8 protein-coding genes are annotated in these 13982 nt (G+C 68.1%); 3 read left to right on the forward strand and 5 right to left on the reverse strand.

Annotation, left to right across the window (positions count from 1 at the left end):
- Window positions 1-83: 83 nt before the first annotated feature.
- From galA to ACG3SL_RS03565, 5 genes are read right to left on the reverse strand one after another with little or no spacing between them, the layout of a single operon-like run.
- Complete coding sequence (gene galA, locus ACG3SL_RS03545) at window positions 84-2960, reverse strand: beta-galactosidase GalA (protein ID WP_448663763.1); 2877 nt, start codon at window positions 2958-2960, stop codon at window positions 84-86.
- Entirely contained in the window at window positions 2957-4795 is a 1839-nt protein-coding gene (locus ACG3SL_RS03550; RefSeq protein WP_448663764.1) for a M61 family metallopeptidase, read from the reverse strand. Before ACG3SL_RS03550 ends, galA begins: the two co-directional genes overlap by 4 nt.
- 7 nt (window positions 4796-4802) lie before the next feature.
- A complete protein-coding gene (locus ACG3SL_RS03555; protein ID WP_448663765.1) occupies window positions 4803-6182 on the reverse strand; it encodes a family 4 glycosyl hydrolase in 1380 nt (459 codons plus the stop codon).
- Window positions 6166-7089: a carbohydrate kinase family protein gene (locus tag ACG3SL_RS03560; RefSeq protein ID WP_448663766.1), complete on the reverse strand. Its 924-nt coding sequence runs from the start codon at window positions 7087-7089 to the stop codon at window positions 6166-6168. Before ACG3SL_RS03560 ends, ACG3SL_RS03555 begins: the two co-directional genes overlap by 17 nt.
- Entirely contained in the window at window positions 7086-8459 is a 1374-nt protein-coding gene (locus tag ACG3SL_RS03565) for an APC family permease (protein WP_448663767.1), read from the reverse strand. The genes ACG3SL_RS03560 and ACG3SL_RS03565 overlap by 4 nt, the downstream gene beginning before the upstream one ends.
- 188 nt (window positions 8460-8647) lie before the next feature.
- On the opposite strand from ACG3SL_RS03565, the gene ACG3SL_RS03570 reads away from it, so the two are divergent.
- The 3 genes from ACG3SL_RS03570 (at window position 8648) to ACG3SL_RS03580 (ending at window position 13947) form a co-directional block, all read left to right on the forward strand.
- Complete coding sequence (locus ACG3SL_RS03570; RefSeq protein WP_448663768.1) at window positions 8648-9538, forward strand: MurR/RpiR family transcriptional regulator; 891 nt, start codon at window positions 8648-8650, stop codon at window positions 9536-9538.
- A gap of 153 nt (window positions 9539-9691) precedes the next feature.
- Window positions 9692-12421: a TonB-dependent receptor gene (locus ACG3SL_RS03575; protein WP_448663769.1), complete on the forward strand. Its 2730-nt coding sequence runs from the start codon at window positions 9692-9694 to the stop codon at window positions 12419-12421.
- Between the two features lie 5 nt (window positions 12422-12426).
- The gene (locus ACG3SL_RS03580; RefSeq protein WP_448663770.1) at window positions 12427-13947 is read left to right on the forward strand and encodes a CehA/McbA family metallohydrolase; all 1521 of its coding nucleotides are present in this window, start codon (window positions 12427-12429) and stop codon (window positions 13945-13947) included.
- Window positions 13948-13982: the final 35 nt, after the last annotated feature.

Raw genomic sequence — 13982 nt, forward strand, 5'->3', positions numbered from 1 at the left:
CAGGGGCTGCGCGGTGCTGCGCCGGGCGGGGTTGGCGTGCGGAGAGAGAGGGCAAGGAGGCGCTTTCGGTAAAGGGATAGGAGTCAGGCGGCGGGCAGGACAGTCACGCTGCCCGCCAGGCCAAAGGGGGCGGTGGTGCCGCCGGTGTCGAACAGGATCTCCAGAACGTGTGCGCCCGGTCCGGCGGGCAGGGGCAGGGCGAGGCGGGCGGGGGCGGGATCGGCCTTCGCCGCAACCTGCTTGCCGTCGAGCCAGACGCGCGCCGCCCCGGCCAGGCTGGCGAACAGCACCTGTCCCCCACGCGCGGCGACGGCGGCGCGCGGCGTGAAGGCGAGGCGGGAGACGACATAGCGCGCGGCAGGGTTCCCCGGTTCGACCGCGCCGGGCTTGAGCCAGGCCCAGCTGTTCATGTCGCCGGCATCGATGGCGCGGCCCATCGGGGGCGGGGTGGCGCTGGCCGGGGCGACGCGCCATTCGGTGAGTTGCTGGCGACCGTCGAGCGGGGCGATGGCGGGCTGCGCGCCCGGTGTCGCCGTCAGCCGCAGCGTCGCGGGGCGCAGCCCATCGCCGCGCGCCTCCACCAGCACAGCCCCAACAGCGTGCGCCTGGACCAGGAGCTGCGCCAGCCCGTTGAACAGTCGCCGCGCCGCGCGAGCGCCGCCCGGTTCGGGCAACTCGCTTTCATGGCTGTTGGGATCGCCATTGCCGACGCCCAGGATCGTGCCGCCGGTAATGCGGAACTGCACCGCATCCTGCGCGATCGGCACGGCGCGGCCCTTCGCGTCGATCGCCTGCACCGTCACCGGCACGGTATCGCGCCCGTCCCCGGCCAGCGTGTCGCGATCGGGCACGAGTTGCAGCGCGACCGCCGGGCCTGTCGTCTCGATCCGGCGATGCGCCACCGGCTTGCCGTGGCGATAGGCAATCGCCTCCAGCACGCCCGGCGCATAGGGAATCGCCGCGCGGGCCAGCACGTCGCCCGCCATCGGCTGGTCGAGTACGACGCGCCCGTTCAGCCGCAGCACGATGCGATCGCCATTGCTGATCGCCAGCATCGGGATCGGCTGCCCCTCGCGACCGTGCCAGTTCCAGTGCGGCCACAACTCCAGCACCGGCGCGGCGTCGCTCCACAGCGCGCGGCGGATGTGGAACGCGCTCTTGGCAAAGCCGCACAGGTCCATCGCGCCGAAGAACGACCCTACGCTCGGCCATTCGAACGGCGTCGGCTCGCCGCGATAGTCGAAGCCGGTCCAGAAAAACCCGCCCGCCATGAACGGGCGATCCGCTACCGCTGCCCATGCCGCACGGTGGGTCAGCCCCCAGCCGGCATGTTCGCTGTCGTCATCGGCCAGCACATGCGCCGGGCGATCGGTGGCGAGCGCGCCGCGCGTCATATAGGCGGAGGTATCCTCCGAACTCAGCAGCGGCAGGCCGGGATGCGCGGCGTGGAAGCGATCGAACTGGGCGGTGCCGTAGTTGAAGCCCACCACGTCCAGCTCGGTGGCGATGTTGGGCGATGCGAACATCGCGCCGTTGAGCGCGGCAGTGATCGGGCGGCTGTCGTCCAGCGCGCGGACCACGGCCTTCATCCGCCGGACCATCGCCACGCCGATCCCGCTCGATTGCAGCGATTCCTCGTTGCACAGCGACCACAGGATCACGCTGGGATGATTGCGGTCGCGCCGCACCAGCGCGCCCAGCCGCTCCAGCGTATCTGCGGCGGCGCTGAGTTCGCGATGCTCGTTGAGGATCATCACACCCAGCCGGTCGGCGGCGTCGAGCAGTTCGGGCGCGGCGGGATTATGGGCAACGCGCAAGGCGTTTGCGCCCATTGCCTTCAGCCGGCGCAGGCGGAAATCCCACAGGCTGTCGGGCACCGCGACCCCGACGCCGGCATGGTCCTGATGCGCACACACGCCGCGAATCTTCAGCGGCTGGTCGTTGAGGAAAAAGCCCTGGTCGGCGTCGAAGCGGAGCGTGCGGAAGCCGATGGCCGTGGCCACTGCGTCGACCAAAGTGCCGCTGCTCACCACGCGCGTCTCCACGCGGTAGAGCGAGGGGCTGTCGGGCGACCACAGCGCGGGGGCCTCGACCGACAGCGACAGGCTGGCCGTCGCGGTGCCCGCCGTTGGGATCGTCAGCGTTGTCGCCGCATGGCCCGCCAGCGCGCCATCGGGGCCGAGCAGTCGCACGTCGATCGTCGGGTCGGTGGCGGCATTGCCTTGATTGGCGAGCACCACCGTCACCGGCACGCGCCATTGCCCGGTGGCGTCGCGGCGCGGATCGGCATGGATGCCGTCGTTGACGATATGCACCGGCGCGCGCTTGGTCAGCCAGACGTGGCGATAGATGCCGGCGCCTTCGTACCACCAGCCTTCGGTCGCGTCGGCGTCCACCCGGATCGCCAGCGTGTTCAGGTCGTCGCCATAGAGCGCGAAGGGCGACAGGTCGATCGTGAAGCCGGTAAAGCCGCCGAACTGGCGATGCGCCAGCGTGCCGTTGATCCACACCGTCGCATGGGTGGCGATCCCGTCGAAGCGCAGTTCGAGCGCGCGGGTGCGGTCCTCGGGCGCCAGCGCGAAGGTGCGTCGATACCAGCCGATCCCGCGCCGCCGGTATCCCTGGTCGATATTGGCGGCAGGATCGAACGGCTGGCCCAGCGCCCAGTCGTGGGGCAGGGTGACGCGGCGCCAATCGCTATCGTCGTAATCGCTCGCCGCTGCCCCTTCGGCATTGCCCGCCTTGGCATGGGCATAGGCAGCCTCATGGTCGAGGATCGGGGGGAAGGGGATGTCGCCTTCATGAAAGCGCCAGCCGCCATCGAGCGACAGCGTCTCGCGCGGGCCCGTGGGCGCCGCCGCCGGGGCGGCGCGCAGCGGCACGGGAAGCCCGCTCGCCGCCAGCCCGACCGCCGCCGATCCGCCGAGGAACCCGCGTCGTGTGGAAGCGAGGCCGGTCACCGCGGCGCCAGCATCCGGTCGAGCCCCGCGGGGCCGGTGCCGATGCGCTCCAGCGTCGGGTAGCGCAGGCCGCCGGCCCAGGCGATTGGTACGGCTTGGACCTCGCCAGACTGGCGCACGGTCAATGCGATCGGCCGGGTGCCGCCCTTGGCGTCGCGGATCGCGCGCAGCAGGGCTTCGGGCGTAAAGGGCTGGCCCGCGACCTTGAGGATCGTGGCGCCCGGCGCCATGCCTGCGCGATAGGCGGGGCCGTCCCACGCGACTTCGCGCACGCCGCCATCCGCGCCCACCGACAGGCCGATTGCATGGCGCAGGTCCATGGCACCTGCGCGGCGCTCGATCGACTGCCAATAGGGTGGCGGGGCATCGACAAAGGCGAGCCGGTATCCGCCGCGCGCGATCCAGTCGAGCGGGGGGCGCGTCGTCGTGTAGAGATGCGTGCGCAGATACGCCGCCCAGTCATAGGGCATCACGCGGTTCAGCGCCGCGACGATGTCCGCCAGGCGATAGGGGGACACCGGCGCCTCCGCGCTGCCCTCGGCAAAGAAGATGGCGGCGAAATCGTCGAGCGAGCGGGCATTACCGGTGCGCGCGCGGATCAGCTGGTCGATGTCCAGCCAGACCAGCTTGCCGGCCTCATAATAGTCCGACGAACCCTGATAGTCGGACCAGCCGCGCCCCTGGTCTCCGGGCATCAGCACGTCGTTCGCGGTGTCGGCGATGCTTCGCCAGTCGAACGCGGGGGCGGACTGGTAATAGGCGACAATCCGGGCCAGCCCGTCCAGCGTATCCTGCCGGTCGACCAGTCCGCTGCGCGTCTGGAGGACATAGTCCCAGAACCGCGTCTGGCCCTCGTACATCCACAGCAACTCGCCCTGCATCGGCGTCGCGAAATCGGGAGTGAGCAGGCCGGCGGGGCGGCGGAACTTGCCGTTCCAGCTATGGGTGAACTCATGCGCCAGCAGGTTGCGCCGCGCCGCCATGTGCGACCAGTCGGTGAAATAGCCCGAAGGGACGCCGTTTTCCGACGATGCGCGATGTTCCAGGCCCTGGCCATCCATCGTGTCCGACAGCCAGAACAGGAAATCATAGCGGCGAAACGGAGGCTTGCCGAATACGGCCAGCGCCTGGCGCACCATTTCGCGGTGCGCCGCGATCTGTTCGGGGGTGGCGGAGAGCTGTTCCGGGGTGTCGGCGGCGATGTTGATCCGCACGCCGGGGGCCAGCGTTTCGCGGCGGAGCGTGCGTGCGGCGAGCACCGGCGAATCGACCAGCGTGGCGTAATCGGTTTCGGGATAGGCCACCACGTTGCCGCCCTCCTCCGGGCCCAGCGCGCTTGCCGATTGCCAGCCCTGCGGGAACGTCGCGCTGGCCCGTACCCGTAGCGCGGCGGCGGGCACGCCGGCGGGGTAGAGCGAGACCGTGTGCCACGACAGGATCTGCATCGCCGGAGTCATCGTCACGTCGCCCTGTCCGCCGTCGGTCGGCGAGAGATAGGCGAACTGCGCCACCAGCGCGCCCCGCGCGGGCAGAGTCAGGTGAAAGCTGTACGGGTCCACCGGATCGCGCACCCACGCCACGGGCCTGCCGTTCTGGGTGAAGCGCAATCCGGCGAGCCGGACGACGGGGCCCGATGCGTGGTGCGTGCCCGGTATCCAGCGCGGATAGCGCAGCGTCAGCGGCCCGGCGTGCCGGTCGGGCAGCGTCTCGGTGACTGTCACGATCCCGTGGGCGACGTCGCGCGCATCGACCGCGAGCAGGATCGGCGCCGCATCCGGTGTGGTTGCGGCGCCGAGCAGCGGCAGAAGGGCGAGGGCGAGGGCGCGGACGATCACCGCTCTCTCAGCAATGGGCGCAGGTCGGGTCGAGCAGGTCGTGGAGCAGCGCGCCCGTGGGGTCCCATTCGCCGATGGCGGGGTGGATCAGCAACGCCTTGCGCGCGGTCGGGCGCTCGCCGGTCAGCGCCGCTTCGATCGCGGCGCGTTCATAGGCCTTGATACCGTGGACAAGCCCGATCGCCGGATCGGGCAGCGGCGCGATCGGCAGCGGAGTGATGCTGTCCCGCTCGATCCGCGACGAGGTCTCGACGATGTCGCGGTCGGTCAGGTCGGGCAGCGCGCCGCGATTGCGGGTGTTGACCACGATCGTCGCGGGCCGCGCGCCTGTGAGCGCGCTCATCACGTCGATGGCGATGCGGTGATAGCCGCTGGCGACGCGGAACGGATCGATGTCGAAGGTCGATTCGGGATCGAACGCCGATCCGGCTTCCGCCTCCAACTTCATGTACGAACCCGAACGGCGATTGAGGTACGCGGCATAGGCGGCGATCGCGCCGGGGCCGTCATCGGCGCCCAGCCGCTCGCGCAGCGTCTTGATAAGCTCGACGTTGAGCGCCTCGACCTCGGTGCCCCGGCTGGAGCCGTGCTTGCACTGGTTGGCCAGCGCGCGGCGGCGTTCGTAATAGAAGAACAGATATTCGGTCGGGATCAGCCGCAGCGCGCGGATCATCGCCTTGTCGAACACCGGCGCGGAATAGAGTTTGTCGAGGATCGCATCGTCACCCAGGACGCGATCGAACACGTCCTCGCCGTGCAGGCGGATGCCGCGCACCCAGCCGAGGTGGTTCAGCCCGACATAGTCGCACTCGACATCGGCCAGCGTCGCGCCCAGCGCATGGGCGATGTTGTGAAACAGCTCGGTGGGCGTGTCGCAGATGCCGACGATCTTGGCGCCGGTGTGGTTGGCGATCGCCTGCGTGATGAGGCCCGCCGGATTGGTGAAGTTGACGATCCAGCCATCGGGGCTCAGCCGTTCGACCAGCCGGGCCTGTTCGATCGCGATCGGCACGGTGCGCAGCGCCATCGCGGCGCCCGCCGGGCCGGTCGTCTCCTGACCCGGAAAGCCGTGCTCGATCGTGATCCGCTCGTCCGCCGCGCGGCCGGCGATGCCGCCGACGCGGATCGAGTTCATGACGAAGGCGGCGCCTTCGACTGCATCCTCGATCGAGGTCGCTTCGCGCACGATCAGGCTGCCGCCCTCTGCCTTGACGATCGCGCGGCCCATCGCCGCCATGATCGCCAGGCGATCGGCGTCGGGGTCCCAAAGCACCAGCTCGCGGGCGCCTAGCGCTTCTGCGGCGTCGTTCACGCCAAAGGTGACCAGGGGCGTGCGAACGCCGCCGCCGCCGATCAGGGTCAGCTTGCGGTCAGTAGGTACGGTCATGGATGCTCCAGAGTTCCAGTCGATCGGGGATGGCGGCAAGTGCGCCGGGTTTGCGGGTGGACAGCGCGCCGGTGATGCAGCCGCGCTGCAACCGGCCACGCGCGTCGGCGCCGTCGAGCAGCGCGTCGATAAAGCCCGCGTCGAATGCGTCGCCGGCGCCGGTTGCGTCGACGGCAGTGACGGAGGGGGGCGTGACGGTGACGGTCTCGCCATGCTCGCGAGCGGCGGCACCGCGCGCGCCCAGCTTGAGCATCGGATGCGCCAGGCCCAGCGCGGCGGCGCGCTCGAAATAGGCGTCGATATCCGTGCTGCCGCACAGCAGCTCGGCCTCTTTCTCGTTCGGAATCAGGTGATCGACCGCCGCCATCGTCCAGCGATTGGCGGGGTCCGAAAGCCATTCGGGCTGGTAGCCCATGTCGAGCGAGGTAGTGATCCCCGCATCGTGCAGGGCGGGCAGCACGATATCGGCCACTGCGCGGGCCAGCGGCATCGCGAAATGGACGTGCCGGGCGCTGGTCAGCACCGCCAGCCCATCGCCGGCCGCCAGCGCGCCGATCTGGCGGTTCACGCCGATATGGGTGAAGAACGAGCGATCCTCGGCCGTGGAGACGCTGATCGTCGTGCCGGTCGCGCCGTCGCCGACGCGCAGGCCGCTGGCCGAGATGCCATGGGCGGCAAGGCGCCCGGTGAACCAGGGCAGGTCGTCCGCCCCCACCAGCCCGACCAGCGCCACGGAGCGCCCCAGCCGCGACAGCCCGCAGGCCGTCGCCGCCGCGCCGCCGCCCATTTCGCGGGTATAGGCGTCGGTGGTCACTTCCTCGCCCGGCTGGGGCCAGGCGGTGAAGCCGCTGAACACATGGTCGATATAGATTTCGCCGACGATCGCGACGTCGAAGTGTGCGCTCATCGTTCGAACGGCCAGCTTGCGCGGCGCTTGGACAGCACCAGGAATACGCCGGTGCCCAGCGCCATCATCGCGATGCCCGCGAGGATATGGATCGGCTTGCCCGTCGCGACGATGTACAGCCAGCCTGCCAGCGTGACGATCACCGGCAGCGGGTAGAGCGGCATGCGGAACTGCCCCGGCTGCGCCACCGGGTTGCGCCGGCGCAGCATCACCACCGCGAAACACTGGGCGGTATATTGGAACAACGTCTGGATGACGATCAGCACCGCGATCAGATTGTCGAGCGACACCATGCACGCGATGGCGGAGGCGATGCCCATGAACAGCAGCGAAAGCGCGGGGAAACCGCCCTTTTTGTGCAGCCGGGCAAAGGGGGCGAAGAACTCGCCCTCGACGGCGGCGGCGTAGGGGACGCGCGAATAGCCGAGCAGCACGACCAGCGCCGATCCCCAGCTGGCGATCAGGATCAGGATCGCCACCGTGACGCCGCCGATCGGGCCATAGATCGCCTGCATGAACTCGGCGACCACTGCCTTGGACTGCATCGCCTCGCGCCAGGGCAGCACGCCCAGGATCGCCAGGTTCAGCCCGACATAGAGTGCTGCGACGATCGGGATCGACAGCAGCACCGCGCGCGGGATGGTGCGTTGTGCATCGCGCACTTCGCCGCCCAGCATGCACACATTGTTGTAGCCGCCATAGTCATAGACGCCGATCAGCGTGGCGGCGCCCAGCCCCATCCAGAAGCCGTGCGTCGGCGAAAAGGCATTGGCGGGAAAATCGAACGCGCGCGCGGCGTTGAAATGCATCGCGCCGCTCAGGATGATCCACAGGCACGCCCCGATGACGATGACGCTGACCGTGATCGACAGCCGCTGGATCGAGCGCACGTCGCGCCACAACAGTCCGGTGTTGAGCAGGCAAACCCCCGCAGCGAGCGCGGCGATGCCCCATCCGGTCAGCGACGGCACCAGATAGGTGGCATATTGGGCGAGGCCGACCGTGCCCGATGCAATCGACATCGGCCCGATCAGCAGCGTCTGCCAAAGATAGAGGAATCCGAACAGCCGCCCCAGCTTCGACGGGCCGAACGCCTCGCGCAGATAATGGAACGGGCCGCCCGAACGCGGCAGGGTGGAACCCAGTTCGGCCCAGACAAAGCCATCGAACAGGCACAGCATCGCGCCCAGCAGCCAGCCAAGCAGCGCCTGCGGCCCGCCCATCGCGGCGAGCGCGAGCGGGATGGTGATGAACGGGCCGATGCCGATCATGTTGAGCAGGTTGGCCGACAGCGCGCCGGGCAGGCCGAGCCCGCGACGCGGCGCAGTTGGCGCGGTGTCGGGCAGGGGGGTGGTAGCGGCGGCCGTCACCACGTCGCCGGCGCTCCTGTGCGCGTGCGTGCCTCGATCAGCAGCATGTCGTTGCAATCCCCCAGCCTTGGCTTGATCCGGGCATTAGACAGTTCATGTCACTTCCAAGTCAATATGAAATTTCTATTCCAAACACGATCGTTGCAAATTTGCCGCCCGTTCCTATTCTGGAACGCAGGGAGACGCCGATGACCGAGAATGCCGCAGGATTGCCTGCCACCGGGGACGAACTGCGCGATGCGATCCTTTCGCGCTATGATTCGCTGAGCAAGCGGCTCCAGCATGTCGCCCGCTATGTGCTGGACCACCCCGAGGACATGGCGTTGCAGACGCTGACCGTGATCGCGGAGCGTTCGGGCGCGCAACCGTCCGCCGTGGTGCGCTTTGCCAAGTCGCTGGGCTTTACCGGCGCGGGGCCGATGCAGAAGCTGTTGCGCGAGAGCCTGCTCGCGAAGAACGCGGCGCTGGGCTATGGCGAGCGCGTCCACCAGTTCAACGCGTCGGTCAGCCAGTCCGTATCCGAAAATGGCGTCGGCGTGCTGATCGACGAGTTCACCGAAGGCGACATCCTGGCGCTGCAGAATGCGCGCGAGACGATCGGCCATGCCGGGCTGGCCGATGCCGTGGCGATGATCCGCGACGCCAATGTCGTGCATCTGGCGGGAATGCGGCGCGCCTTTCCGGTGGCCGCCTATCTTGCCTATGCCATTCCCCAGGCGGGCAAGCCGACGATGCTGATCGACGGGGTAGGGGGCATGGCGTTCCAGCAATTCCGCGCGATGGGGCGCCGCGACCTGCTGATCGCCATCAGCTATCATTCCTATGCGGTCGAGACCGTGAGCGCCGTCGAGGCGGCCGTGGCGGCGGGCGCGAAGGTGCTGGCGATTTCGGACAGCCTGCTCAGCCCGATCGCCAAGCTGGCGAACCAGACGCTGCTGGTCCGCGAATCGGAGGTGCGGGGCTTTCGTTCGCTATCGGCGTCGCTGTGCGTGGCGCAGGCGCTGGTCGTCGGCCTTGCCTATGAAAAAAAATCGAGCGCCGGGCCGAAACGCGCGGCCCCTGCGGCGGACGCTTCGTAGGTCGCTGAAATTATGGAACGAAATTTCATTGTTACAGAAATATGAAATTTCCATATTGACATAAAACTTACTCATATGTTTCCTAGCGCCCCGGGGAGACGTTCGACGTGGACGTCGAACAAAAGAAATCGGGGAAGCAAAATGCGATCGGGTATGAGCAAGGCTCGCCTTCTGGCGGGCGTGATGGCGTGCGCGTCATTGGGGGCGGTTGCGCCGGCATGGGCACAGACGAACGCGCCGCAGGCGGGCCAGCAGACCGAATATTCGGATGCCGACCTGACCTCTGACATCGTCGTCAACGGCAAGCGCGAGCGTACCGCGCTGAACGATGAGCGCGACGCCACGGGCACGGTCGACATCGTCACCACCGGCGACATCGCGATCCGTTCGCAGACCAGCGCCGCCGACCTTGCCAAGCAGCTTCCCGGCATCTCGGTCAGCCGTGACCAGGGCCGCAACCAGAGCGCGACCGGCGAGGCGCAGTTCGTGTCGATCCGCGGCTTCGACACCAGCTACAACGCCTACACGCTCGACGGCCTGCGCCTGCCGCAGATCGCCGGATCGTCGCGCGCGATTTCGCTCAACCTGTTCTCGCCCTTCGCGATCGGCGGGATCGCGGCGGACAAGACGCCGGGCGCCGCGAAGGATTCGGATGCCATCGCCGGCATCGTCGACCTGCGCACGCCGACCGCATTCGATTTCAGCGGCAACTTCACCCGCGGCCGCGTGCTGGGCCAGCTCGCCAGCCTGGCGCGTTCTCGCAAGCAGGAAGGCACCGGCGCCGCAGTCGGCGTCGACGCCGCCCGCCGTTTCGGTTCGGACCACCAGTTCGGCGTCTATGTCGCCGCCTATTACGAGAACCGCGCCAATGCCGCGGAATCGACGGCGGTGCAGAATGATTACAAGGCGGCCAACCTGACCACCAAGACCGTGCGGCAGGTGTATGAGGCCGGCGGCGCGCTGGCGGCGGATGGCGTGCAGTGGAATTTCTACAACAACGAAATCAAGCGCTACGGCGCCACCGGCTCGCTGGATTTCAAGAGCGATTCCGTCGATCTGTTCGCGCGGGTCAATTATGCGACCTACAAGAACACCAACACGATGAACCAGACCGGCCTGCGCAACGAGCTGACGCGCGGCCAGACCAACCCCAATGGCGGCGCCTATAACGCGGCGGGCGTGTACACTCCGCTCGGCATCAACCCGGCCAGCTATTTCCGCACCGAGGACGTCGAGCAGGAGCTGTTCTCGGCGCAGATCGGCGCCAAGGCGCATTGGAACAGCTTCACTGCGTCGATCGAGGGCGCCTATGCCGATGGCCGGTTCGATCAGCCGAACCGCATCGAGGCGGCGTTCCGGGGCGTGGCGTATAACGGCGCCGCCGGGAACACCGGCGCCGCGACCGAAGGCGTGGTCGTCGACCTGTCGAACGTGAAGTCGCCGCGTCCGATCCTGTCGTCGGGTGCCTCGGCCTATATCTCGTCGCTCGACCGTCCGACCCAGCTCTATGTCCAGCAGGGCTATGACTATCTGTCGGAGACCAAGAAGACGGTGAAGGCCAGCATCGGCTGGGAAGGCGCGGGCGTGCTGTCGTCGGTGACGGTCGGCGGGCTGTACGAGGATTCGGATCGCGACGGCCGCAGCCTGGCGCCCGACAATACCCGCTATCGCTTCCTGACCCCGCTGCAGGCCGGCACCGTCCAGGGGCCGAGCATCGCGCAATATGGCGGCGCGGTCATCAACGGCTTCCTCGATTACTATCCGCCGCGTCCGATCAAGGTGCTGTCGCGCAGCACGCTGGACGAGCAGGTGGCGCAATATGTGACGCCGCAGGTGATCTCGCAGGCGACGCTGAACCAGGGGCTGCTGAAGGGCGACGAGAAGCGCAAGACGCTGTACGCCACGGCGACGCTGAAGGCCGGCACGCTCGAAGTGATGCCGGGCGTGCATTATGAGGATAACAGCTTCTCGGCGCGCTATTATCTGTCCGACGTCAACGGCGCGCGTTTCGTCAACGCCGGTCGCGACTATGATCATTTCGACCCCAGCCTGCTCGCGGCGTGGCGCCCGGACGACCGGTTCGTCGTGCGCGGCGCGATCCGCTCCAGCTATGCGCGTCCGGCATTCGACCAGATCGCAGGCCCGACCCGGATCAGCGAGCCGGCGAGCGACGGCACCGTCACGATCACCCAGCCGAACCCGAACCTGAAGCCGGTCGAGGCGTGGAGCTATGACGCGGGTATCGACTATTATGGCGGGGTGGGGCGCTATTTCCAGCTCGCGCTGTATTACAAGGACCTGAAGAACATCGTCGTGCCGACCGGCACCCGCTCGATCGGGACGACGGTGAACAAGGTCACCACCGTCCAGCCGGCGAACGGCAAGTCGGGCAACGCAAAGGGCGTCGAATTCTCGGGCCGCTTCACGCTGGGCGACCTGGTCGGCGGCGGCGTGCTCGGCAATCTGGGCGTTGGCGGAAACGTGACGTACCAGAAGACGCGCGCGACCTATGCCATCACCGCGACGGACGTGCGCACCACCAGCCTGCCCCAGGCGCCGGACCTGATCTACAATGCCGAGATCTTCTATGGCGGCGGCGGCATCCGGGCGAACCTGTGGTACAACTATACCGGCCGCATCCTCGCGACGGTGCAGGACAGCCAGCCCGACATCTATGTCCAGCCGGTCGGCGAACTGAACTTCGGCCTCGCCTATGAAGTGACACCGTATCTGGAAGTCGGCATTTCGGGCCGCAACATCCTGGACCAGCACACCTATTGGGCGACGGTCGGCAAGGAAAAGACCTATATCTCGAACGACCGCAACGGCGGTTATATGAAGACCGGCAGCGTGTATCAGCTCAGCCTCACGCTGAAGATGTAAGGACGATGACGATGGTGCGGCAATGCCTGCTGGCAATATTGATGCTGGCGGCATCGCCCGCCATCGCCGCCGATCCGGGCGCGCCGCCGGTGGCCTTCGGGCGTCCGGCGGACGTCGCGCTGGACGGCGTGATCGCGGGGAAGGACCGGGCGACCACCCGCGACGTGCCGTTCGAGGTGCCGGAGGGCACCGCACAGGTGCATGTCGCCTTCACGTTCGAGGGACGCGACCGGGGCACCACCATCACTCTGGGAGTCGCCGATCCTCAGCGCTTTCGCGGCTGGGGCGGCGGCACCAAATATGAATTCTCCATCGCCGATGCCTTTGCGACGCCGTCGTTCGTGCCCGGCCCGATCCCGGCGGGGCGCTGGCGTCTGCTGATGACGGTGCCCAGCATCCGCGACGGCGAGCGTTCGGCGTGGCACGCGCGCATCTGGTTCTCACGCGAGAGCAATCTGGACGAAGTCGCCTTCTCCCCGCGCCCGATCCGCGCGGAGGCGGGATGGTATCGCGGCGACCTGCATTCGCACAGCGGCCAGAGCGACGCGCGCTGCCGCAGCCTGGCGGGACGCGAGGTGGGATGTCCGCCCATCTACACGTTCCAGGAGGCAGCCGCGCACGGGCTGGATTTCGTGGCGCTGACCGATCACAACGTGACGTCGCACTTCATCGAGATGGGCTATCTCCAGCCGCATTTCGACACGCTGTTGCTGCTGCCGGGACGCGAAATCACGACGCGCGACGGCCATGCGAACCTGCTGGGCTATATGGGCTTTGTCGAAACCGATGTGGGCCGGCCCGGCGCAGAGACCCAGAACCGGATGCTGGCCAGCGCGCATGCCACCGGCGGCTTTCTGACGATCAACCACCCCTCGCGCCCGACCGGCGAGGATTGCCTAGGCTGCGGATGGGCACCCAAGGACACCGACTATACGCTGATCGACGCGATCGAGGCCGTGAACGGCGGATCGACGCTGGAGACCCCCGGCGACCGCGAGGCGGCAATCGAAAAGCAGGTGCGCCATTGGGAGGCGCTGCTCGATCGCGGATATCGGCTGGTCGGCGTGGCGGGCAGCGACAACCATGACGCGCTCCAGTATCGCGGCAATTCGCCCATCGGTCCGCAGGCGCCGATCGGCAGCCTGGCGACCGTCATCCGCGCCGACAATCTCTCACAGGGAGCGATCCTTGCCGGGCTGCGCAGCGGGCGCGTGTTCATCGACCTGAGCGAGGGGCGGGGGCGGCTGCTGGATCTGTCGGCGCGGCGCGGTGGCGACGTGGCGGTGATGGGCGGAACGCTGCCGGCGCGCGGGCGCGGTGCGATCAAGGCGCGCGTTCATGTTGAGGGCGTCGTCGGAGGCCGGGTCGAAATGGTGGTCGATGGCCGCAGCGTGTCGGCGGGTATCGTCGAGCGCGATGGCGACATTGCGGTGACGTTGCCCCCCGTCCGGCGCTGGTTCCGCGCCAACGTCCGGCGGGCCGACGGGACGCTGTGGCTTGTCGGGAATCCGATCTTCGTACGCTGACCCAACGGGAGCGAGTCGTGGTGCCGAACGGCGGC

The organism is Sphingomonas degradans (assembly GCF_053502645.1).